The sequence below is a fragment of the Streptomyces sp. R28 genome, assembly GCF_041052385.1.
In the GTDB taxonomy this organism is placed as follows: Bacteria; Actinomycetota; Actinomycetes; order Streptomycetales; family Streptomycetaceae; genus Streptomyces.
This window is the reverse complement of the sequence record NZ_CP163439.1, coordinates 1,303,070-1,326,538: the sequence shown is the minus strand read 5'-3', so window position 1 is coordinate 1,326,538 and position 23,469 is coordinate 1,303,070. Positions and strand designations below refer to the sequence as shown.

The 23,469-nt window shown below is 70.3% G+C and carries 10 protein-coding genes and 6 pseudogenes; 6 read left to right on the top strand and 10 right to left on the bottom strand.

The window, feature by feature from the left end; translation table 11 throughout:
• Nucleotides 1–2: 2 nt before the first annotated feature.
• The 9 genes and pseudogenes from AB5J49_RS05690 to AB5J49_RS05650 form a co-directional block, all read right to left on the bottom strand.
• Nucleotides 3–2,156: a tyrosine-type recombinase/integrase gene (locus tag AB5J49_RS05690; protein WP_369167342.1), complete on the bottom strand. Its 2,154-nt coding sequence runs from the start codon at nt 2,154–2,156 to the stop codon at nt 3–5.
• Nucleotides 2,156–2,968 carry a tyrosine-type recombinase/integrase gene (locus AB5J49_RS05685; protein ID WP_369175052.1) on the bottom strand — a complete coding sequence of 271 codons (813 nt, stop codon included), beginning with the start codon at nt 2,966–2,968 and terminating at the stop codon, nt 2,156–2,158. Before AB5J49_RS05685 ends, AB5J49_RS05690 begins: the two co-directional genes overlap by 1 nt.
• A 189-nt stretch (nt 2,969–3,157) precedes the next feature.
• Nucleotides 3,158–3,280 (bottom strand): annotated as a pseudogene (locus AB5J49_RS05680) (site-specific integrase); the annotation flags it as partial.
• 205 nt (nt 3,281–3,485) lie between these two features.
• A pseudogene (locus AB5J49_RS05675) lies at nt 3,486–6,347 on the bottom strand (Tn3 family transposase); the annotation flags it as partial.
• Nucleotides 6,348–6,816: 469 nt separating this feature from the next.
• Complete coding sequence (locus AB5J49_RS05670) at nt 6,817–7,548, bottom strand: FadR/GntR family transcriptional regulator (protein ID WP_369167341.1); 732 nt, start codon at nt 7,546–7,548, stop codon at nt 6,817–6,819.
• 675 nt (nt 7,549–8,223) lie between these two features.
• Nucleotides 8,224–10,365 carry a beta-galactosidase gene (locus AB5J49_RS05665; RefSeq protein WP_369167340.1) on the bottom strand — a complete coding sequence of 714 codons (2,142 nt, stop codon included), beginning with the start codon at nt 10,363–10,365 and terminating at the stop codon, nt 8,224–8,226.
• Between the two features lie 94 nt (nt 10,366–10,459).
• The gene (locus tag AB5J49_RS05660) at nt 10,460–12,208 is read right to left on the bottom strand and encodes a cellulase family glycosylhydrolase (RefSeq protein WP_369167339.1); all 1,749 of its coding nucleotides are present in this window, start codon (nt 12,206–12,208) and stop codon (nt 10,460–10,462) included.
• Nucleotides 12,209–12,335: 127 nt separating this feature from the next.
• A complete protein-coding gene (locus AB5J49_RS05655; protein ID WP_369167338.1) occupies nt 12,336–13,844 on the bottom strand; it encodes a glycoside hydrolase family 43 protein in 1,509 nt (502 codons plus the stop codon).
• A gap of 115 nt (nt 13,845–13,959) precedes the next feature.
• On the bottom strand, nt 13,960–14,985 hold the full coding sequence (locus tag AB5J49_RS05650; protein WP_369167337.1) for a LacI family DNA-binding transcriptional regulator: 1,026 nt from the start codon (nt 14,983–14,985) through the stop codon (nt 13,960–13,962).
• A gap of 243 nt (nt 14,986–15,228) precedes the next feature.
• On the opposite strand from AB5J49_RS05650, the gene AB5J49_RS05645 reads away from it, so the two are divergent.
• The 6 genes and pseudogenes from AB5J49_RS05645 to AB5J49_RS05620 form a co-directional block, all read left to right on the top strand.
• Nucleotides 15,229–18,111, top strand: coding sequence for a glycoside hydrolase family 3 C-terminal domain-containing protein (locus tag AB5J49_RS05645; RefSeq protein ID WP_369167336.1), 2,883 nt, complete (start codon nt 15,229–15,231; stop codon nt 18,109–18,111).
• A gap of 137 nt (nt 18,112–18,248) precedes the next feature.
• A complete protein-coding gene (locus AB5J49_RS05640; protein WP_369167335.1) occupies nt 18,249–19,232 on the top strand; it encodes an acetylxylan esterase in 984 nt (327 codons plus the stop codon).
• Nucleotides 19,233–19,314: 82 nt separating this feature from the next.
• Nucleotides 19,315–19,518, top strand: a pseudogene (locus AB5J49_RS05635) (family 1 glycosylhydrolase); the annotation flags it as partial.
• Nucleotides 19,518–19,619 (top strand): annotated as a pseudogene (locus AB5J49_RS05630) (family 1 glycosylhydrolase); the annotation flags it as partial. The pseudogenes AB5J49_RS05635 and AB5J49_RS05630, both read left to right, overlap by 1 nt.
• 123 nt (nt 19,620–19,742) lie before the next feature.
• Nucleotides 19,743–22,025, top strand: a complete 2,283-nt coding sequence (yicI, locus tag AB5J49_RS05625) for an alpha-xylosidase (protein ID WP_369167334.1) — start codon at nt 19,743–19,745, stop codon at nt 22,023–22,025.
• 74 nt (nt 22,026–22,099) lie between these two features.
• Nucleotides 22,100–22,234 (top strand): annotated as a pseudogene (locus AB5J49_RS05620) (GNAT family N-acetyltransferase); the annotation flags it as partial.
• A gap of 601 nt (nt 22,235–22,835) precedes the next feature.
• Here the strand turns inward: AB5J49_RS05620 and AB5J49_RS05615 are convergent.
• Nucleotides 22,836–23,241 (bottom strand): annotated as a pseudogene (locus tag AB5J49_RS05615) (PadR family transcriptional regulator); the annotation flags it as partial.
• Between the last annotated feature and the right edge of the window lie 228 nt (nt 23,242–23,469).

Genomic DNA, 23,469 nt, shown 5'->3' with positions numbered 1-23,469 from the left:
GGTCAGGTCCCGTCCTGGCTGCGGGTGATCGCGTCGGTGCGGGCGTCGACGCCGGCTCCGCGGACGGCCTGCGGGGGCCCGTCGACGAGGCGGGTCTGTTCCAGCTTGAGGATGATGCGTCCGAGGGCGTCCTGTTCCTGACGGCGCCCGGAGAGCCAGACGTTTTCCTCGCCCATCGGCTGCCCGGTCCGAGCCGTGAACGCCTGCTGCCGTTCCTCGATGAGCTCAGCGGTGCGCTGCCGCTGCGCGGTGAGTTCGGGCAGGAAGGTGGCGTCCGTGGCGAACTTGTCGCAGGTCAGGCAGGCGTTGCCCTTCGCGCATGCCTGACGGGGCGGCAGCAGACACAGGCCGTTGGGCAGGATGCGGTCGGTGCGCTTGTCCAGCTCCAGCATGTCGTAGAGATCGCGCGGGTCGGTCGACAACTCCCGGGCGTCGGCGGTGATCTTCCGGTAGCGCAGGAACTCCCGCTCGTGGGTCTCGGCGAGGGTCTGCGCGTAGTGCATCAGCATGGCCGGCGACAGATGGCCGAAGTAACGCTGGACGATGTGCAGCGGGACACCGGCGTTGAGGAGGCTGGTGGCCTTGGTGTGCCGGAACCGGTGGGTGCGGTTGAAGTCGACCAGCCGCCCAGCGCTGTCGCGGATGCCAAGGCGGCTGGCGAACTCGGACAACGTCTGGTGGATGCGCTCGACGGGGTAGGGCTTGTCGGCGTTCCGGTTCATCTTGTAGGCCAGGAAGAGGTACTTGGGGCTCACACCCGCCGCCCAGCGCGGCCCGAGGCGGGTGTCGGCCCACTGCTGCTGGGCGCGGATGATGGCAACGACCTCGGCATCGACGAGGATGCTGTCCGGCGCCTGCTCGATCTTCGTCTGCTGGTAACGCAATTTGGCGACGAAGGCGCCGTCGGCGGCGTCCTGCTCGTCGGGCCGGGTGAGCTGGTTCAGCGCGGACAGCGGGTCACGGTCGAGCATCCGGATCTCGCTGATCCGCCGACCGAGGCGGGCCTGCAGCATGATGATCCGCATCACCTGCTCGTCGCCGAACCCACCTTCCTCGACCGGGGTGCCGAGCAGGTGGAGGTTGGTCATGATCTGGGAGAACGCGGTGTCGTCGATGACCTCCCAGCGCTCCGGCTGGACCGCAGGCCGGCCCTTCTCCCCGTGGCGCCACAAGATGGCGTGGTAGGGGGTCAGCCGCAGCCAGGCCGGTTCCTCCAGCACCCGGGCTGCCGTCTCGCGGTAGTCGGTCATGTGCGCGTAGAACTTCTCGACGTCGGTGATGATGTCGTTCACGCGCAGCGCCGAGAGCGGCTTGCCCCGGTTCGGCCCTGACCTGGCGGTCTGGGCGCGGACGGGGCTGAGGTAGTCCAGCATGAACGCCCTCACCTCGGCGGGATCATCGCGCAGCCAGGTGGGAGGGGCGGGGTGCTGGCCGTTGATCCAGTCGCCGAAGACCTGGATCCCGGACCGCCGGGCCCGGGCGGTGGTCCAGGTCAGGTCCCCGGTCTCCAGGCAGACCTTGAGGTACCACTGGAAGCCATGCCGCAGCCAGAGCGGGTGGAGGGACTGGAAGTACAGGCTGTGGTCGCCCATCGGTTCGTGGGCCCGCAGCGGGATCCGCGGGTCCAGCACGGGATCCCAGACCTCGCGTTGCCACCAGAGGCGCTGATCGTAGACGGTCCACAGCATCTGGTAGTAACGCCGCAGCACGGTCCCGGTGTTGAGGCCCCAGCCCTTGCCTGGCAGGCGGCCGTAGTGCCGGGCGTAGGCCGCGGCCAGGGACCGCTCCCACTCGCGCGGTGTGCGTCGCATCAGCGAGCCGCGTAGGTCCGGGTGGTCCTCCACCGCCCTGGCCAGCGAGTTGATCAGCGACTGCAAGGATCCGACCGGGACCCGGCCGCCGAGTTCGACGAGGCGCCAGCAGCACCAGGCCATCTCGCGGTCCATCGGAGCGGGCAGCCGGGAGAAGCGGAGCCGGAAGCTGTGCTGGTGCTTGCCCAGCGTGAAGGCGCCGAGGTCCGTGGGTTCCAGGCCGTCCGAGGCCAGATCCACCGTGCGGAACCGCTCCGGGACGGCAGCCCACGCGCTGTCCAGCACGTCTTGCTGGAAGTAGCCGGAGGTGTCCCGCATGTTCTCCAGCAGTAGCTTGGCGCTCATCAGCATGGTCCGATCGGTTCGGTGTCCAGCGCGGCTCGCCAGCTGGCGGTGAGTTTCGCCCAGTCGGCCACGGCCCGCAGCTCGGCGTCCTCGGTGACGTGGGCATACGTGCTCATCGTGGTCTGCACGTCCGCATGGCCGAGTCGGCGGCTGACCACGTGCATCGGGACCCCGGACAGGAGAAGCGCTGTGGCGTGGCTGTGCCGGAACCAGTGCGGAGTCCAGCCCTTCGGGACCTGCCCGTCGAGCTCGCGGCGGAGCCGGTCCACCAGGTCGTAGACGCTGTCGGGCTTCCACGGGGCGAACCGGGGTTCGCGGTCGAGGTTGACGAAGACGTACGAGGCGTCGAAGTCGTCGGTGACCAGGTCGGCTCCGGCCTCGCACAGTTGCCAGACGTACTCGCCGTAGAGCCGGTCGACCTCGTCGGAGACATACAGGCGCCGGTAGCCGCTCTTGGCGCGGACCTCGTGCTGGTGCTCACGCGCGACGACCTCGATGAACGGGGTGTCGCCCCGGCCGGTGTGCCAGTCGCGGTGCTGCAGCCCGAGCGCCTCGCCCAGGCGGAGTCCAGACTCGGCCAGCAGGGCCCACAGCAGTCGGTTGCGTACGGACCCTCGCCATTCACGGGCCCCGTCATCCCAGTACGCGCAGGCATCACAGATCCGGTCGATCTGCCGCGGAGTGAGTGTGGGCGGGGCGGCGGCCCGTTTCTGCCGGACACGGATCGTGGTCCGCCGACGGCCCTTGCGTCGGGCGATGTGCTCCAGGAACGGTCTGTAGTTGCCGCTCCGGCCGTGGGTGATCCGGTGCAACTGCCGTCCGACATCTACCCCGTTGAGCTCGTGGTAGGTGTAGCAGGAGAGCACGGCCCGCAGGCGCACCGCGACCGTCGACTCCGCGAACCTGGCCTGCCCCGGATCGAGCGCGGTGACCTCCGGACCTTCGCCGGTCCGCAGCCAGGTCAGGAAGGCCCCGAAGTCCTCCAGCGTCACCGCGTCCCAGGCCAGCCCGAACACGTCGAGGTACTGCCACCACAGCGCCAGCGCTCGGCCGTAGGACTTGACCGTGTTCGGCGAGACCTTCTGCGTCCTCAGGTACTCCAGGTACTCCTCCGCCGGCTCCACCACGCGGTGGTCCCGGCCCAGCACGGTCCAGGTCCGCTCGCCAGTACTGAGAGTGAGACGTTGCGTACGGAACCCCGAGAGATTGGCTACGGTTGTCACGAGCCGTAACGTACGCACCCCGGATACGCCGTCCGCGACAGCGGACAGTACACACCCGGAAGTCCACTCGTACTGCGTAGCGGACGACCTCCGGCCGCCCCAGATAAAAGAGGACGACGGCGTTGAGGACCAGGCCGAGCGCGCCGAGCTGGTCCTCCATGCCGTCCTGGTAGCGCTGGTAGAGCTGCCCCGAGCGGCCGTGGAAGATCTTCCGGGCGAGTGCGTGGCGGCCCTCCTGGAGGTTGGCCTGCGCCTTGATCTGGCGGCGGTAGCCGGGCTCGTCGGCCAGCCGCAGGATGTGCAGGGACTTGGCGATCCGCCCGTAGTGCGCGATCGCGTCCCCCAGCGGGGTCGGCCGCCCGTCCCGCGACAGCATCCGGATCACGTCGTACGCGCGCACCGCGCCGGTGTGGATGGAGCCGATGATCCGTAGGATGTCCTCCCACCAGCGCTCGATCCGGGCGAGGTCGACCCGGCCGCGGGCCGCTTCCTGGAAGGCGCCGTAGTCGGCGGTGCGGTCGATGCGCCACATCTTCTGGTCCGGCAGGTCAGCGAGCTGCGGCGCGTACGCGAACCCGGCCAGGGTGAGGAGTCCAAAGACGATGTCGCTGTACGAGGCGGTGTCGGTGACGATCGTCTCCGGGCGCTTGCCGCCGTCGCGGTCGTAGAGGACATCGAGCACGTACAGGGAGTCGCGCGGGGTGCCGGCCACCACCTTCCCGCCGAGCCCCGCCGCCTGGTCGTTGATCATGTTGAGCCAGGTGGCGCCGCCCCGGCGCCCGAAGTACTTGGGGTTCGGCCGGGCGTAGACCGAGGGGACGGGGACGACGAACCGCATGCCGTCCACGGAGGCGACCAGCCCGCCGCCCCACGCCTGCGCGAGGCCGATGGACTCCTGGTGCTCGATGAGGGTGGCGTTCGCGGCCCGGTAGGTGGCCAGCCGCAGATACGTCTGGTCGACGTGCGACAGCCTGCCGTACTTCAGCTCGTCGATCCCGCCGATGACCGGCGTGTAGCCGATGCTGCAGCCGTGCGCGACCAGCAGCGCGGCGACCGTCACGTGCAGGTCCTTGAGCCGGGCCTCGCCGCCGGTGATCGAGGTGAACGCCTGGTCGGCGCCGGTCCACGAGAACACCTCCAGCAGGACCTCCGGCAGGTCGACGCGGGGCATCATCGCCTCCACTGCCTTCCGCAGGTCCAGGAGCGAGGCGGGTTCGGGCTCCGGTTCCAGGGCGGCGAAGTGCAGGCGGCCGTCGTCGTCGAACACGATCTGGGAGTTCGCGGGCACCCGCCCGGCGACCTCCCGGTATGTGCCGTCCAGCAGCGCGGCCCGCGCCGCCAGGTGCTCACCCGCCTCGCCGGGCAGGTTCAGGGAGGCCAGCACGGTCGGGCGGACCTGCTCCCATCCCTCGCCGTCCAGCAGCTTTGCCCGCGGGTCGCCCCACTTCGAGGAGTTCTTCGCGAACACCTCCCGCCGGCGCAGCAGCCGGTGGAAGGACTCCAGCACGCAGAACACGTACGCCTTCCAGTCGACCGTCCCCGGCTCCATGTGCGGCGCGGACAGGACCAGCCGCCGCCACGAGCCGGTCAGCAGCGACGTGTCGATCTCATCTGGGCTCACCTTCTTGCGCCCCATCAGGTCGGGCAGTGACTTCAGCGCCTTGAGGACCGGCAGGCCCTCCGGGGTGGCGCCGAAGTCGACAACCTGGACGAGGAGTGCCAGGAACGGCCGTACGGTGGGGAACCGGGTGACCAGCATCGTCCGCCATGCCTCGTCCGCGTCCGAGTCGATCGGCGGCGCCAGCTCGAACAACGCGGCGATCGCGGCGGCCAGCTCCTCGCGCGGCACCACCTCCTCGATCCGCTCCCACATCGCCGTCAGCGTTGCCACCTCCGGCGGACTAATCTCCCCGGACTCGGTGTCGACCTGCTCGCTCGTGGTGTCGAACACGACCCGGAACGCGGTCGCCAGCCTGATCCCGGCCCGCTCCATCCTCGGCAGCGTCTTCAGCTTCTGCTTCGCCGTCTCCCGCTCCGCCCGCGCGAGCAGCTTCGTCGCGATCAGCACCTCCAGCAGGTCCAGCGCGTCATCGACCGCCCGGGACGTCAGGTAGACCGCGGTGGCCAGCAGGGTGGCCAGGCGCCGGGAGTCGCCGTGGCGCCGCAGCGTGGACGCCTTGCCGTCCACGCCGTACCGCGACAGCTCCGCCAGCCGCCGCGGCGGTATCCCCGACACGTCCAACTCGCCCATCCCGAACGCGTCGATCTCCGCCGCCCGCTCAAGCGCCCACTTCATCTGCGGCCCCGAGATCCGCACCGGACCGCGCCGCAGCCGGTCCAGCTCCGACACCCGCGCACCGAGCGGCACGGTCAGCAGCGAGTCGAGCACCGCCCGCTGACCGATGCTCAGCAGCCCGTAGAGGCTGTCCCACAGCCGCTGGTTCGCCGCCTCCCGCACCGACGCGACCAGCCGGGCCAGCGTCGTCACACCGGGCAGCAGCACCCGCCGCTCACGCAGCCACCCCACCGACGCGTCGAACAACGCCTTCGGGCCCTCCCCGGTCGTCCAGGCCCGCGCATCCACCCACACCCGCAACTCGGCTTCCGCCTCGGCGAACTCCGTGTACTCCAGGACCTTCCGAAGCTCACGGACGTGGGCCAGCCGGGTGTTCTCCCGTTCCCCGTACGCCTTCAGTACCGACGCGTCCGCGATGCCGAGCTGCTCGGCGAGGTAGTCGACGATCTCCGGCGGAACGTCGGTCGGGTCGTCCAGGAACACCCCGAGGTAGCGCGCGGTCGTGAGCTGGGCCGCGAAGCCCAGCCGGTTGTGGGACCGCCGCTTGCCCTCGATCAGCTCCCGGTCCGCGTCGTCCAGGAAGAAGAACCGCTCCAACTCCGTACGGGACGGCGCCCCGTCGTACGCCGCGTACGCAGCGGCTTGTGCATCCGTCAGAAACTCGACCGGCACCCCGGACCTCCACACAGTCAATGATTAACACGACTGCTGAAGGCTCCGCCCTCGAAGAAGTCCAGGTCAAAGCGCTCTCAGGTACGCGGGAGGCTTAGCGCCGGTTTTCGTTCCGATGTTCCTCAACCCCCAGCGCGTGTGCGCGCCAGGCGCGGCACATGACCGCCGGCCGCGCCGCGCGCAGGCAGTCGTCGATGTGCCCGGCGCAGGCGCGGGGCGGTGCTGCCGGCGTCGGAGACCTCGCAGATCAGCGGGGTGTCGCGAATCAGCCGCAGCCTGATCACTGTGCTGGGCGGCCCGGCTGAGCGTGATGGTCTGGCCAGGAGCGAAGGGGCACTGCTCGAAGGCATGGTCGGCGATCACCGGGCGGTGTCCGCAGCGCTGGACGGTCACCACGTGAGCGGCGTCCGAAGGTTCCTCATCAGCCAGGGCTCGACCAAGGGAGACGGGGACGAGCGCGGTCCGCACGTCAATGCTGTGCACCGGTTGCCAGAGGAGCACCCTGCCGCAGGTCGGTGTTCCTCAGATGCTTCCGCAGCCACTGCTCGGTTTGGTTCACGTGCATCAGTGCGGCGGCGTGGCTCAGGACAGGGTCACGGGCGGACAGGGCCTGGTAGATCGCCTCGTGCTCCGCGAGGGTCCTCCCCGCGGCCAGGTCGTCGACGAGGCCGCGCCAGATGCGGGCGCGCAGGGTACGGCCCGAAATGCCTTCCAGCAGGGCGAGCAGCGATTCGTTGCCGGTGGCCGAGACCACGGCGCGGTGGAACGCCGCGGCGTGCGCGTTGAGCCGCTCGACGTCGTCGCGCGCCGCTCGCATGGCGTCCAGGTGCTGCTTCACCTCTGCCAGTTGCTCGTCGGAGATCCGGGTGGCGGCGAGTGCGGTGGCGACCGGTTCGAGGAGCCGTCGCACCTCCATCAGGTCCAGCAGCGCCGCCGAGTCGCTCTGCAGCAGGTCCACCGCGCCGCCGAGACCTTCCAGCAACAGGCTCGGCTGGAGGCTGGTCACGTACGTGCCGTCGCCCCGTCGCACTTCGAGAACGCGGGCGACGGCGAGTGCTTTCACGGCCTCGCGGGCCAGGTTGCGGGACAGGCCCAGCTGGGCCGCCAGCTCCGGCTCCGGCGGCAACTTCGAGCCCGGCGCCAGCGCCCCGGTGCGGATCAGCTCACGGATCTGCTCAATCGCCCTGTCCGTCAGAGACAACGCCCACCCCTTCCGTCTCCGGAGTGTTCTCCGCGCTGTTCGGCGTGGGTACGTACGTCCGGCCCGATCAAACCCTGGTGCGAAGGTCGTCCCGGACACCTTCCGGCCCGTGCCGACGTGGAGTTCCACGTTGCGCCTGACCTGCTCCTGACCTCGCATCCCGAGAGTGACGCTGATGATACTGGGATGGCTGAAGGGGAACGCGATGGCGGTGGCGGGCAGGACTCGTCCGGTGCCGTTCATGCCGGCGCCGAGGCGCGATCGCTCGGGACCCGTCCGCTCGGGACTCGTCCGCTCCAGGACGGCGTCGATGGAGCGGAGTACGCCGTCGTGGCTGCGCATTGGGCAGGTGCAGCCGGCTCACCGGGTGCGTGGATCAGGCCGGGATCCGTCGAGGTGGGGGCGAGGATGACCGGCCGACGGCCGTGTCCGCCGGCACGTGGCCCGTTGGAGTCCGGCGGAGCGCTCAAGGCGCTGAACGGGCATGGCCGGCGCACGGTGGGTCGTCGTGTCTGACGACCCACCTGCCGAGCTCCGTCGGTTACGGAATCAACGTCATGCTCTTGTTTGCCGGGGCCTGCCGGTGGGCTCGCCTTGGCCGGCAGGCTGTTGCAGCGGCACGACTACGGTCACAGGGCGACGAGTTGCCGTTGCTGGTCGGTTCCGTGGCCGGTGTCACCGGCCCTTCGTGGGAGACCCCGGTGCCGCGGCGAGGACGCGGACGTCCCAGGCGCCGAGCCGCACGGACGTACCGGCCGGGATCGCGCTGCCGTCCAGGGCGTCGGTCAGATCCACCGGGGCCTGGGCGGTGGCCGGCTGCCAGCTCCAGTTGTGGACGACGTGGACGCGCCGGCCGTCGGGGGCGGTGCCGGTGGCGACGGTGACCGAGTCCGGCAGGCCCTGCCAGCCGCCGCACGGGGAGGGTGCGAGCCAGGCGGCGAGCGCGCGGGCCAGATCGCGGCCGGGTACGGTGCCGACGCAGGTGACGCGTCCGGCCCCATGGCGGCGGGTGGTGACGGCGGGCCAGCGCCCGAAGTGCGGGTGGTCGTACTCAGCCAGGACGTCGGCGTCCTCGACGGCCAGCCCCTCCACCCAGCGGGTGGCCACCGCGCCGTCCGGCAGCCGCAGCGGGCTGTCCGGCGCGGTGCGCAGCGGCAGGTCGGCGTGCAGGTTGCTGAACTCGTCGTACCGGACGCCCGCGGCCTGAACCAGCCGCGCCGGTGCCACCTCGTGGCGGGCCCGCGCCTCGTGGTCGCCGTAACCGGTACGGGGGCCGAGGACGAGGTGGCCGCCCGCCTCCGCGTAGGCGCCGAGCCAGTCGAGCGTGCCGTCGTCCGCCACGTACAGCGCGGGGGCGATGAGTACCGGGTGCAGCTCGGCCGCCGCCTGCGGTGACAGCCCCGGGCGTTCGCCGCGCGGATCGTGCAACTGGCGTGCGTGCAGGATCCGTACCTGGCGCCCCGCCTCGAACGCACCCCGGTAGAACGGGTCGAAGATGCCCTCGTACGCACCCCCGTCCGGACCGCCGTCGGGACCGGCGAGCGGCGGGTACTTGTTCATCAGCCACTTACTCGGCGCCGAGTACACCATCGCGATGTCGGCGTCCGGTGTGATCCCGGCGACCAGGTCTCCTGCCCGCTCGAACTCGGCACCCAGGCGGGCGAGTTCACCGTACGCTCGCCCCGGCCGTCCGCTGTGCGGGAGGATCCCGCCCCAGTACGTCTCGGTGCCGAAGTGCAGCGTGTGCCAGTGCCAGTACTCGATCATGCGGGCCCCACGCGCGACCAGCGCCCACGCGGCTTGCCGCCACTGCCCGTCGAAGGCGGGTCGGTTGTCCGACGTGCCGCCGATGGCCTGGGCGTTGGTCTCCGTGACCAGGAACGGCTCCTGGCGCGAGGAGTAGATCCGGTCGGCGCTCTGGTGCAGCGCCCACGCCCCGTAGTCCATCCACTGCCCCGGCAGCTTCGCGTGCGGCGGCTCCGGCATGGTGAGGCTGTCCTGCATGTCGTAGTACGGGTTGCCCGCGGTGACGTCCAGGCTGTCGGTGAGCTCGTCGTCCTCCAGGCCCGGAGACCAGTAGGCCAGGCACGTGGTGACGAACTGGTCCGGCCTCGCGTACTCACGCACGATGGCGGCCTGCCAGGCGATGAACTCGGTGGTCTGCCGGGCCGAGAACGCCCGCCAGGCCAGGTCGTACTGCGGCTGCGCGTTGCCCTCCGGCTTCCACAGGTCGGCCCAGGTGGACAGCCGGTGCGACCAGTACACCAGCCCCCACTCACGGTTGAGGGTCTCCACATCGCCGTACTGCTGCCGCAGGTCGTCGACGAACCGCTGGAAGACACCGTGGTTGTGCGGCAGCCGCGGGCCCGGCTCGTTGTCGACCTGGAAGCCGATGACCGCGGGGTGGGCGGCGTAACGGGCCGCGATCGCGCGGATCACCCGCTCGGCGTGGAAACGGAAGGCCGGGTGCGTGATGTCGACCTCCTGCCGACCGCCCCACGCGGCGCGCCGCCCGGTGGCGTCCTCGGCGGCGATCTCCGGGTACTGCCGGGCCAGCCACGGCGGCACCGCGTAGGTGGGAGTGCCGAGGACGACCGAGATGCCGCGCTCGTGGGCGCCGTCCAGGACGGGTTGCAGCCAGTCGAGCTCGAAGCGGCCGTTCTCCGGCTCCCAGGTGGACCAGACCGACTCGCCGACACGGATGACGGTGAACTTCGCCTCCGCCATGAGATCGAGGTCGGTCTTGAGCCGCTCGTACGGCTGGTACTCGTGGTAGTAGGCGGCGCCGAACAGGACGCGCGCGGGCAGATGGGTCATGCGGAGTCCTTGAGGAGGAAGAGGAGACGGATGAGTCCCGGCCGTCGGGATCCGGTCGTGGATCCCGGCGGCCGGGACGGGAGGTGGTGGGTGGTCAGGAGGTCGAACCAGTCACGGACGTACCGGACTTGGTCACGTGGTAGGTGGTCTTGGCGCCGCTGTAGAAGTGGAAGGTCAGCGTCACCGGTGCGCCGTCACGCAGCGAGCCGAGGAACTTGTCGGTGAGGGCGATGGTGTTGTTCGCGTAGTCGGGAGTGAACGAGACGTTGAACTCCTGGTACGCCGTCCAGTCGGAGGGGCCGGCATTGCTGCCGTCGGCGTACTTGGCCTCCATCGTGGCGAGCTGGTCGCCGCGGAACTGGGTCGGTATGGGCAGCGAGCTGCTGGTTCCCGTCGCGTTCGCCTGATGCGGGGTGTCGTACGTCGTCACATGGATCTTCCAGGGCAGGCCCCGGGAGAACCTGGCCTGGAGCGTGGCGTTGACGCCGTATTCGCGGTTGCCGACCAGCTTGGTCAGCGCAGGGGCGGTGAAGGTGAGCCGGTCGCCGGAGAGGGTGTAGTCCCGTCCCGCGACAAGCTGTGTGTTGCCCTGCCACAGGCCCTGGAAGCTGGTGCCGTTGCGGTTCAGCGTGAGCGTCTGGGCCGTGATCGGGCTCGACTTCGGCACGAAGACGTTGTCGAAGGAGGTGGTTCCCGAGCGGGTGGTCCAGCTCGACTTGATCCAGGCGAACAGCTCGGGGTCCCGCCACTGCAGGGTGGCGCGGTTCAGGTAGGCGAAGGGGTCCCACAGGGCGGTGGTGACGCCGGCCTGCCGCGCCGCGTGGCCGAAGTGCTCGAAGTACTTCAGCGCCTCGCCCCGCTCGACACGGGAGGGGTGGTGGTGATCGGGCCAGCTGAGCAGACCGTACTCGCCGAGGTAGACGGGGATGCCCCTGGCGACGAACGTGTTGCGCATACGGGCGAAGGAGTCGTCCAGGTCCTTCCGCGCGGCGGCGTCGTAGTGGGTTCCGCCCGCGATGTTCACGCTGAACGGATACCAGCTGTAGTAGTGCACCGTGGCGACCAGGTTGCGGTCGTTGAGCCCGTTGATCGTGGCGTACAGGTCGTCCATGAGGTTCTGGTCCGGCTTGCAGTACCGCGTGGGCAGCATGAGGAGACGGTCGGTGTTCCCGCCGCCCGAGGAGCGCACGATCTTGTGGAAGGAGATGTTCAGCTCGTGCAGGAGCTGGGCCTTCTGGGTGTCCGTGGCGCCCTCGAACTCCGGCTCGTTGATGCCCTCGAAGAGCAGGGTGCGCGGCGCGTCCCGGAACCTCGCGGAGATCTGGGTCCAGGTGGCGTTGAAGCGGGCGAGCACGTTGTCGTGGTCGGCGGGCATCTTGCCGACCCACTGCCACGAGTCGTGGTGGACGTTGATCACGACGTACAGGCCCTCGGCGAGTGCCCAGTCGACGAGCTGTTCGACGCGGTTCATGAACGTGGCGTCGATGGCGTAGGGGGCGGTGGCGGACTGGTGGTCGGTCCAGGTCACCGGGATGCGGACGCTGCGGAAGCCTTCCGCGCGGATCTTGGCGAAATGCTCCCTGGTGGTCAGCGCGTTGCCCCAGGACGTCTCGTCCGGAATGGCGTCCAGGGTGTTGCCCAGGTTCCAGCTGGGCTGCATCGCGGCAACGGCGTCCATGGCACGGGCGGGGGCGTGCACCTGCATCGGGGCGGCCTCGGCGGCAGGAGTGGTGAGCGCGGTACCGAGGGTCAACCCGAGGGCGGCGACCAGTGCGAGCAGCAGGGTCGTCAGCCTCCTCGGTACGCTGCCGGGACGGCGTGCGTCTTTGTGCGGCTCTCTCATGTCCCTTGAACCTTCCTGTGGTTGGGGGCGCTCCGCCTGCGGGACGTGCGTACAGGCGGTGGTTTGGAGGGAGCGGGGATCACCGAACAGGGCCGCCCGCCAGGGGAGGCGAAGAGGCGCTGATGCCTCACGCCTTCAGCGGCTCGTAACCGAACCAGTCGAAGTGGACGACGCCCTGGGCGGCGTACAGGCCGATGACACGGCCGGTGAAACCGCCGGCCACCTCGGTCGACAGATAGCGGCCGTCGAGCGTCGCGAGCGAGGTGAAGGTGCCGTCCGGCAGTTCGATGCCGAGGGAGATGACGTCGGGTCCGGTGCGTGCGTCGTGCGGTGCGGGCGGCTCGGTGATCCGCACGCCGAGGACGATCGGGCCCGCGGGCACCGGCTGTGCGGCCACGACGGCGCGCACCGAGCCGACGCGCGAGACCACCCGCACCTGGGCGCCGTCCGCCTCGATCCCGTAGTGGTGTTGCTCGTCGAGCCGGACGGCGAGCCCGCCGCAGCCCTGCGCCGGATCGATCGACGTGCGCGCCCGGCACGCCGGATGCTGCTGGCGCCTGCCGATGAAGACGGCGTCCGGCTCGTCCAGGGAGGCGCCGCGTGCGCGCAGCGTGAGTGAGTCCGGGCGCTCCTTGGTGGTGCAGTGCTCGGGGGACCGGTCGCGTACGGAGATCCAGGACGGATGCAGCTCGCTGAGGTCGAAGTCGTCGTGGAACGGCTCGCCGAACGCGTCGTCGCCGGGCACGTCGTCGCCGGGCGCGAGGAGTTCGCCGACGACGGGCCAGCCGTCCTCCCACGTGACCGGGGCGAGGAAGGTCTCGCGGCCGAGGACGTGCCAGCCGGGGGTGCCGCCGCGCGGCCGTACCCCGAGGAACACCATCCACCACGAGCCGTCCGGGGCCTGCACCAGGTCCCCGTGGCCGGTGTTCTGGACCGGGTGGTCCGTACCGCGGTGGGTGAGGATCGGGTTGGCCGGGCACGGCTCGAAGGGACCGTTCGGAGTGAGGCTGCGGGCGATGGAGACCCCGTGCCCTCGCTCCGTGCCGCCCTCGGCGATGAGCAGGTACCAGTAGGCGCCGATCCGGTACAGGTGCGGCGCCTCCGGGGCCTTGGCGCCGGGCCCCCCGGACCACAGCCTGCGGTACTCGCCGAGCGTGCGCCCCGTGGACGGGTCGATGGCGACCTGCGAGACCCCGGCGACCGTGCACCAGCAGGTGCCGTCCTCGTCCCAGGCGAGATCCGGGTCGATGCCCTTGACGCCGGGCAGCCAGGTGGGGTCGGACCAGGGGCCCGCCGGATCGGTGGCGGTGACGAGCAGATTGCCGCCGCCCTCGCTGCAGTTGGTGACGATCAGCCAGAAGCGGCCGTCGTGGTGGCGCAGCGTGGGCGCGTAGATGCCGGCGGACGACGGCATGGCGCTGGGCAGGCGCAGTTGCTCCGGCCGGTCGAGGGCGTTGCCGATCTGCGTCCAGTGGACCAGGTCGCGGCTGTGGAAGAGGGGGATGCCGGGGAAGTACTCGAAGCTGGAGCAGGCCAGGTAGTAGTCGTCGCCGACACGGCAGACGCTGGGATCGGGGTGGAAGCCGGGGACGACGGGGGTGGTGAAGCTCGCGTCCGCCGGGCGCTGGTCGGACACCGTGGGTCCTTTCGTCGGTGCGTCGGTGCGTCGGTGGAGCGTGCTGGGTCGCCGGGTTCACGGGCGCTTGAGTCGGCTGGTTCACGGGCGCTTGGGCCGGCTGGTTCACGGGCGCTTACGACAGCTCCGCCGGACCGGAGCTCTGACGAACCGTCAAGGTTGGTGCCAGCAGTACACGTTCGTCCTCCGGTGCCGTGTCCTGTGACGCGGCGTCCAGGCGGCGCAGCACCTGCTCGACCGCCACCCGGCCCAGTTCCGTGGCCGGTCCCGACACCGAGGTGAGGGCGGGTGTCTGCTGCTCGGCGAGCTGCTCCGGACAGAGGGCGACCACCGAGACGCCCTCGGGGACCGGCCGCCCGCCGGTGCGCAGCAGACTGAGCAGCGGGCCGATCGCCCCCTCGTTCTGCACGACGAACCCGGTGGTTCGCGGCCGCTCGGCGAAGATGCGGTCGAGCGCCTGGGCGGTGCTCTCGTACGTGCCCTCGCACGGGCGGTGCAGGAAGCTCAGGCCGCGCTCTGCGGCCCGTTCGGCGAACCCCGCGAGGGTGCGTTCGGCGTACCCGGCGTGCCGTTCGTAGATCCGGAAGCCGTAACCGATGAAGGCGATGGCCCGGTGGCCGAGATCGGCGAGGTGGTCCGCGCAGAGGGCCCCGGCGGTCGCGAAGTCGTGGTCCACGCAGGACAGTTGGCGCGCGTCGTCGGGCAGGCCGATGAGCGCGGCCTGCGTACCCTGCTCCCGCAGCACCGGGATGCGCGGGTCGTCGAGCTCTACGTCCATGAGGATCACGCCGTCCGCGAGACCGCTCGCCGCGACGCGCCGCACGCCCTCAGGGCCTTCCTCGCTCGTGATCAGCAGGACGTCGTACCCGCGACGGCGTGCGGTCGTGGTGACGGAGAGGGCGATCTCCATCATGACCGGGACGTACATGTCGGTGCGCAGCGGCATGACCAGCGCGATGATGCGCGAGCGGCGGCCGGCCAGCGCCTTGGCACCGGCGTTGGGGTGGTAGCCGAGCTCGGCCACGGAGCGCTCCACTCGGCGCCGGGTCACCTCGGACACCGAGGTCCGGCCGTTGAGCACGTAGCTGACCGTGCTCGGCGAGACGCCCGCGCGCCGGGCCACGTCCGCGATGGTCACCATGGTGGTGTCTCGGCTTCCTTCGTGTCGGCGGGTTGGGTAACTCATGACTCCGGCCCTTCCCTCGAGAGAGCGTCGAAGCGCTTCACCTCGCGATGCAAGGTAATGACATGTTTCAAGCGAAACAAGGGGACTGAATAAAAGAAACTTTCTTCAATTCGAGCATTGACACCCGATCGGAAGCGATGGCAGCGTCGAAGCGCTTCACCACCTGCTGTCTCTCCCGCTTGTCGAGGGGTTCCTCCCGTGGGTTCTGCTTTCCCGTCCGAAGCTGACCGGCTGCCGTTCCGTGATCCCGCGCTCCCGCCGGCCAAGCGCGTCGACGACTTGCTGCAACGGCTCACGCTCGACGAGCGGATCGCGCTGCTGCACCAGTACGCGCCGTCCGTCGAGCGCCTGGGCATCGCCTCCTTCCGCACCGGCACGGAGGCACTGCACGGCGTGGCCTGGCTCGGCGAGGCCACCGTCTTCCCGCAAGCGGTGGGGCTCGGCGCCACCTGGGACGAAGACCTCGTGCACGAGGTCGCCACGGCCGTGTCGGTGGAGATACGCGCCTTCCACCGGCACCGCCCGCCGACGACGGGCTCCGGCACCAACAGCCTTCAGGCGTGGGCGCCCGTGGTGAACCTGCTGCGCGATCCGCGCTGGGGCCGCAACGAGGAGGGCTACTCCGAGGACCCGCTGCACACCGGTCGGCTGGCGACGGCCTACTGCAGGGGCCTGGCCGGGGACCACCCCGACTATCTGCGCGCCGCCCCGGTGCTCAAGCATTTCCTCGCCTACAACAACGAGGACGACCGCTGCGTCACCTCCTCCGGCGTCCGGCCCCGCGTGCTGCACGAGTACGACCTGGCAGCGTTCCGCCCGGCCGTCGCCGACGGCGCGGCCACCGGCGCGATGGCGGCGTACAACCTCGTCAACGCCCGCCCCTGCCACGTCAGCCCGCTCATCGAGACGGAACTGCGGCGCTGGGCGCAGCCGACCGGCCACGAGCTGTTCGTGGTCAGCGACGCCGAGGCACCCTCCAACCTGGTGGACCCGGAGCACTACTTCGACGACCACGCCGCGGGCCATGCCGCCGCCCTGAAGGCCGGGATCGACAGCTTCACGGACCAGAACGAGGACAGCGCGACCGTGATCGGCCGGCTGCGCGAGGCGCTGGACCGTGGCCTGATCGACGAAGGTGACATCGACCGGGCCGCCCGTCGGCAGCTGCTGCTGCGTTTCCGCCTCGGCGAGTTCGACCCCGACCTCGACCCGTACGCGAGCATCGGTGCCGAGGTGATCGACAGCCCCGAGCACCGCGCCCTCGCGCGGCGCGCCGCGACCGAGTCGGTGGTGCTGCTCAAGAACGAGGGACTGCTGCCGTTGGCCACGCGCGACGCACCCCGCGTCGCGGTCATCGGCCCCCTCGCCGACCTGCTCTGCGAGGACTGGTACAGCGGCACCCTCCCCTACGGCGTCACGGTCGCGGCCGGGTTGCGCGCAGCCCTGGCGGAGCACGGCGGCGAGGTGCAGTACGTCGAGGGCGTCGACCGGATCGGACTGCGCTCGCACACCAACGGCCGCCTGTTGTGCGGGACTTCCTTCGACGTGGCCGACTGGGGCGGCGACGCGCTCTCCCTCCGGGACGCCGACACCGGCCGCTACCTCAGCCTCAAGGACGACGGCACGCTCGCAGCGGACCAGGAACTGATCAAGACCTGGGACGTGCACGAAACCTTCTTCCTGGAGCCCGTCCCCGGCGACGAGCCGGGCACCGTGCTGCTGCGCAGCCGCCTCACGGGCCGCTACGCCGCCGTCGACCCCGCCGACGGCCGGGTGACGGTGACAGCCGGAAGCCCCGAAACCGCCGAACACTGGCGACGTGAGCTGGTGCGCGACGGCTTGGCCGAGGCCCGTGCAGCCGCCGAACAGGCCGACGCCGCGGTCGTCGTCCTCGGCAACCACCCGATGATCAACGGCCGCGAGACCGAGGACCGCGCGGACACCGCCCTGCCCGGGATGCAGGAGGCGCTGCTTCGCACGGTCTTCGCGGTCCGCCCGCAGACGGCGCTGGTGGTGATGAGCAGCTACCCGTACGCCGTCGACTGGGCCGATGAGCACCTGCCCGCCGTGGTGTGGACCTCCCACGGCGGGCAGGAGATGGGCCACGCGCTGGCAGCCGTACTCCTCGGCGAGGCCGAGCCCACCGGCCGTCTGCCGCAGACCTGGTACCGGGGCGACGACCCGCTGCCGAAGCCGCTGGACTACGACATCATCAAGGCCGGCTGGACCTATCAGTACCACCGGGCCGCACCGCTCTACCCCTTCGGCCACGGGCTGTCGTACACCGACTTCGCCCACCGCGACCTGCGGCTGTCCGACTCCTCGCTCGCCCAGGACGGCGAGGTCGAGATCACGGTGACGGTGGCCAACACCGGCGCACGGGACGGCAGCGAACTGGTCCAGCTCTACGCCCGCGCCCTGAACGCCCGTTACGAGGCACCCCGGCAGCGCCTCGTCGACTTCCGCAAGATCCGCCTGGAGCCGGGCGGGAGCCGGGAGCTGACGTTCCGGCTGCCGGTCGAACGGCTCGCCCACTGGGACGTCGTCACCGGCGCCTTCACCGTCGACCCCGGCGACTACGAGATCACCGTCGCCCGCTCCGCCGAGCAGCCGGTCCTCACCGCGCCGCTCACGGTGACCGGGACGGCCCCCGCGCCCCGCACGGTCCTCGACCGGCGCACCCCGGCAGTCGACTTCGACGATCACACGGACATCGACATCGTCGACGCCACCCGCAGCAGCGGTGACGCCGTCACCCCGGCCCACCCGGCCCGGCCCGCGACGCTGCTCTTCCGCGGAGTCGACCTCACCGGCGCCGTCCGGGTGGAGGCCGAGACCGCCCGCGAGGACGCGGACGGCGCGGAGGGCGCGCAGGCCGGTGAGGCCGGTGAGGCCCGGCTGGAACTGCGGGCCGGCGACCGGCTGCTGGCCGAGATCGGCGTGCCCGTCACAGGCGACCGCCACGCATGGACGACCACCGTGGCCGAACTCGCCACCCCGGTCGACGGCGTCCACGACCTCACGCTGACGCTGCAGGGCGGTTTCCGGCTGGCCGCCTTCAGCCTCGTCACGCCCGACTGAGACCCGCCTCCGTCTCCGTCTCCGCATCCGCACTCGCGCGACCGACAGCCCGCCCGAGAAGGGCGGTCCGTCACCCGTCCCGAGCGGCGCGGCACCGCACGACCACCCTGACACCGCCTCACCCGAAGGAAGCCCTCATGCCGCTCACGGACTTCGGCCTGGACGAACTCGACGGCTACCGACCCGAGTCGCCCGCCCCGAAGGACTTCGACGCCTTCTGGCAGCGAACCCTCGCAGAAGCCCGGTCGCACGACGGGGCGGTCAAGGCCGAGCGGGTCACCTCCCAGCACCTGCTGCGCACCGTCGAGGTCGACGACGTACGTTTTCCCGGCTGGCGGGGTGAGCTGGTGGCCGCCTGGCTGCTGCGTCCGCGTGACGCGGCCGGACCGCTGCCGGTCGTCGTCACCTACATCGGCTACTGCGGCGGTCGCGGACTGCCCACCGACCACCTGTTCTGGCCCTCCGCCGGCTACGCCCAGCTCGTGGTCGACAGCCGCGGCCAGGGCCACGACACCCCGGACCGGGGTGAGGGCGACGGCACCCAGTGGGTCGAGGGCTTCATGACCCGCGGCATCGACTCGCCCGACCATTACTACTACCGGCGCCTGATGACCGACTGCGTGCGAGCGGTGGACGCGCTCGGGCAGCTGCCCGGACTCGACACCCGCCGGATCGTGTTGGCCGGCGGCAGTCAGGGGGGCGGCCTGGCACTCGCCGTCGCCGGTCTCACCGGGGACCGCGTCGCGGCGGTGATGCCGGACGTCCCGTTCCTGTGCCACTTCCGCCGCGCCGTGCAGATCAGCGGCGAGGGCCCGTATCAGGAGATCACCAAGTACCTGCGCTGGCACAGCCGCCACCGGGTGGAGGCGTCCCTCGCCACCCTCGACTACTTCGACGGCGTCCACTTCGCCCAACGGGCCACCGCTCCGGCGCTGTTCAGCGTCGGCCTGATGGACCCGGTCTGCCCGCCCTCCACGGTCTACGCCGCCTTCAACCACTACGCGGGCCAGGACCGCACCATGACCGTGTGGCCGTTCGCCGACCACGGCGGCGGCTGCGGCTCCAACCCGCCCACCCAACTGGCCTGGCTGCACCAGCGTGGCCTTGCGCCGGAGCTTTGAGCACCGTGTCCTGCGCATCCGGGCCCAGGGTGCGCCTGTTCCCCGAACTGCCCGCCGCGTTCCGCTTCGGAGCCGCGACTGCCGCTACCGCGTGGACGTCGGTCTGCTGCGCGGACTCGGCGTCGACGGCTACCGCTTCTCTCGCGCACGGCCCCGCCTGCTGTCCCAGCGCACCGGGCTGGTCAACGCCAAGGGCCTTGACTTCTACGACCGGTTGATCGACGAACTGCTGGCCGCCGGTGTCGCACCAGCCGTCACGCTCTACCACCGGGACCTGCCCCGGGCCTGAGACTCCATCCGACAGCGGCCTACGACGGCTGGTCGCTGCTGGAGAACTACGAGTGGGCGCGCGGTTACAGCCGACGCTTCGGCCTCGTCCACGTCGACCACAACCCCGACACCACCCCGACACCACCCCGACACCACCCTGACCCGAACGCCCAAGGACAGCTACCACTGGTACCGGGGCCTGATCACCGTGCATCGCGCGCGGACGGAGGAATCCACCCGATGAAGTTCACCGACGGCTACTGGCTGCTGCGCCCGGGCGTCACCGCACGCTACGCCACCGAGGTCGCGGACGTCCGGGCCGACGAGCACCGGATGACCCTCTACGCGCCGGTGAAGCAGGTGCTCAGCCGCGGTGGCACGCTCAACAGCCCGCTGCTGACCGTCGAGTGCTGGTCGCCGGCCGAGGGCGTGATCGGGGTGCGCGCAACCCACCACGCAGGTTCGGTGCGGCGCGGGCCGGAGTTTTCTCTGCCGGGCGCGCAACCGGCCGCCGGAAAGGTGCACCGGGACGGCACCGTGGTCGAGCTCAGTGCCGGTGAGCTGTCGCTGCGAGTGGACACCTCCCAGCCGTGGCACCTGGAGTTCACCGCCGGCGGGCGGGTGCTGACCTCCGTGGGCGAGCGCGGCACCGGCTTCGTCACCGACGCCGCCGGCCGGCACTTCATGCTCGGGCAACTCTCCCTCGACGTAGGGGAGTTGGTGTACGGACTGGGGGAGCGGTTCACCCCGTTCGTCAAGAACGGGCAGGTGGTGGACATCTGGCAGGCTGACGGCGGCACCAGCAGCGAGCAGGCGTACAAGAACATCCCCTTCCACCTGACCAACCGCGGCTACGGCGTCTTCGTCAACCACTCGGGCAAGGTCAGTTACGAGGTCGGCTCCGAGTCGGTCGGCCAGGTCCAGTTCAGCGTCGAGGACCAGTCGCTCGAGTTCTTCGTCGTCCACGGGCCGACCCCGAAGCAGATCCTGGAGCGCTACACCGCGCTGACCGGACGCCCCGCCCTGCCCCCGGCCTGGGCGCTCGGCCTGTGGCTGACCACCTCCTTCACCACCGACTACGACGAGGCCACCGTCAACCGTTTCGTCGACGGCATGGCCGAGCGCGGCATCCCGCTGAGCGTCTTCCACTTCGACTGCTTCTGGATGCGCGCCTACCAGTGGTGCGACTTCGACTGGGACATGGAAACCTTTCCCGACCCGGCCGGCATGCTGAGCAGGCTCAAGGATCGGGGACTGAAGATCTCGGCCTGGATCAACCCGTACATCGCGCAGCAGTCGGCGCTGTTCGAGGAAGGCATGCGCGAGGGCTATTTGGTACGGCGTCCGGACGGCAGCGTGTGGCAGTGGGACCTGTGGCAGCCCGGCATGGCGCTGGTGGACTTCACCGACCCGGCCGCGCGCGACTGGTACACCGGGAAACTGAAGACGTTGCTCGACCAGGGCGTGGACTGCTTCAAGACCGACTTCGGCGAGCGCATCCCCACCGACGTCGTCTGGCACGACGGCTCCGACCCCGAGCGGATGCACAACTACTACACCCACCTCTACAACCAGGCCGTCTTCGAACTGCTGCGCGCCGAGCGCGGCGAGGGCGAGGCGCTGCTGTTCGCCCGCTCCGCCACGGCGGGCGGTCAGCAATACCCGGTCCACTGGGGCGGCGACTGCGAGTCCCACTTCAAGGCCATGGCCGAGTCCCTGCGCGGCGGGCTCTCCCTCGGCCTGTCCGGCTTCGGCTTCTGGAGCCACGACATCGGCGGCTTCGAGGGCACGCCGACCCCGGCCGTGTTCAAGCGCTGGGTGCAGTTCGGGTTGCTTTCCTCGCACAGCCGCCTGCACGGCAGCAAGTCGTACCGCGTGCCGTGGGACTACGGCGAGGAAGCCGTCGACGTCACCCGCGAGTTCACCCTCCTCAAGCATCGCCTCGCCCCGTACCTCCAGCGCGCCGCGCAGCAGGCGCACACCACTGGTGTCCCGGTGATGCGTGCCATGGTGCTGGAGTTCCCCGACGACCCGGCAGCCGCCACCCTCGACCGGCAGTACATGCTCGGCGACGACCTGCTCGTCGCCCCGGTCTTCACCGACGACGGCACGGTCGAGTACTACGTGCCGGAAGGCACCTGGACCAATGTGCTGACGGGTGTTCAGGTCGCCGGTCCGCGCTGGGTCCGCGAGCAGCACGGCTTCCACACCCTGCCGCTGCTGGCCCGCCCGGACTCGGTCATCGCGCTGGCCGCCGACGACCAACACCCGGTCTCCGCCTGGGCGGACGGTGTCGAGCTGCGGGTGCACGCCTTCGCCGACGGCGCCGAGCAGACCGTGGTGATCCCGGGCAGCGACGGCCCCGGTGAGACGGCCCGCTTCCACTTGCGCCGCCGGGGCGGGCACGTGCACGTGACCACCGACAGCCCGCACCCGTGGCAGCTGCGGGTCGGCGGCCCGGACGGAACGGTGCACACCTGGCCCGCCGGCACCGCGGAGGCCGAGCTGCCGTACCTGGCCTGAACCGGACAGCTCAGCGATCCCGGAAACGGGCGGAGGGCGGCGAGCAGCAGGACGGTGGTGGCCACGGCGACGGCCAGCCGGCATGGAGGAAGACCGGCGCTGCCCGGCGCATCCACGACGCCCTGGGGTTGGGGTACGAGGACATCGGGCAGAGCCAGCCGTCACCGGCCTCGCCGGTCCTCGCTGTGTTGGTCCGCGCCTGTCACTGACCGGCACCCGCGACATCCCGCCGATACCGGGCGACGCGGCCTGGACGCGGCGCCCTTATTTTCCAGCACACATCCACTGTGTCGGCAGCACACCGGAAGTCGCTACACGGCGCCCGGTTCGAGCGGTTGCGGCTGGGAGCGTCCAGATGCTGTGTGCGTTCGCAGTTTGTTCATCGAGTCTTACGTGCTCGTCCGAATATATCCAAGCCTCTTGGCGATGAAGTATCCAAGACCGAAGGTGCCGCCGAATACGCTCACAGCGGCCATTGCCGTCGTCTTGAGGCTCGCACCACTGAGAGCGAGAAACAGCTCACACGTTAGTGTCACGCATGCCGACGTGAAAAGGATGACCCCGATGGCAAACCTGCGGATTTCGAGGTCTTCCGATTCCTCTTGAGGAGTTTCACTTGCTGGAGGCGTCTGACCGGTTCCATCTACAGGTGGCGTCCGGTTTTTCACTCTATTTACTCTCTGATTGCGGGTGGCGCGCTGCTCGCCACCTTCGTTCCGACGCCCCCGTCGCCGACGACGGGAGCTTTTCCTCCTCGGACGCCTTCCGGCCTGCGGAAGTAGCGGCCGCCGGGACAGCCAGGGCGTCCAGATCGCTCGCGTCGCCCCTGTGCTTACGGTCGGTAAGAACCGCATGCTGCGCAGGTGCTCGGAGCGCTGGCCGTCGAGGATGTCGGCGACGTCGCGGTGGGTCCGCAGCGCGTACAGAGCGTCGATGCAGGTACGGCTCGGGCTTCTCCGGCGTGGTCGGCCACCGCTCCATGTCGGTGATCCCGGCGTCCGCAATGGCGTACCGCTTGCGCTCGGGACCGCTGCCGGCCTCGATCCCGTCGACTTCGACGAGGTCGTTCTTCAGCAGCCGGGACGTCGTCGAGCAGGCCTGGTCGTAGTGCGGTGGCCGGTCGTGACCGACCTTTCAGTCAATGGCCCGCTCGAGGTCCTAACCGCGGCAGGGGCCCCGATTCCAGGAGCCCTGGGAGTGTATGGCTGATGGACATGCGCAGCACTATACACGCGGAGTATAAACTGCGCGTATACATCGAGTGCTGAGTGCGCACGGGGTCATGGCCGCGCAAGGTGGGGGCCGGTTTCCACGGCTTGCTGCTGCGTCTACTGCTGGGTTCCGGTACCGAGTCCGGGTTGGCAGGTGTCCGCGTCGGCGCCGGCAGCAAGAGGCGCCGCTGGAGGCTACCCAAGGGCTGCCCAACGGCATACCCGACCCCCGC

What these genes read in the sequence shown, in the direction of transcription:
- AB5J49_RS05660 (WP_369167339.1), bottom strand. Translation starts at nt 12,208, where the DNA reads ATGAGAGAGCCGCACAAAGACGCACGCCGTCCCGGCAGCGTACCGAGG.
- AB5J49_RS05665 (WP_369167340.1), bottom strand. Translation starts at nt 10,365, where the DNA reads ATGACCCATCTGCCCGCGCGCGTCCTGTTCGGCGCCGCCTACTACCAC.
- yicI (WP_369167334.1), top strand. Translation starts at nt 19,743, where the DNA reads ATGAAGTTCACCGACGGCTACTGGCTGCTGCGCCCGGGCGTCACCGCA.
- AB5J49_RS05640 (WP_369167335.1), top strand. Translation starts at nt 18,249, where the DNA reads ATGCCGCTCACGGACTTCGGCCTGGACGAACTCGACGGCTACCGACCC.
- AB5J49_RS05650 (WP_369167337.1), bottom strand. Translation starts at nt 14,985, where the DNA reads ATGGTGACCATCGCGGACGTGGCCCGGCGCGCGGGCGTCTCGCCGAGC.
- AB5J49_RS05690 (WP_369167342.1), bottom strand. Translation starts at nt 2,156, where the DNA reads ATGAGCGCCAAGCTACTGCTGGAGAACATGCGGGACACCTCCGGCTAC.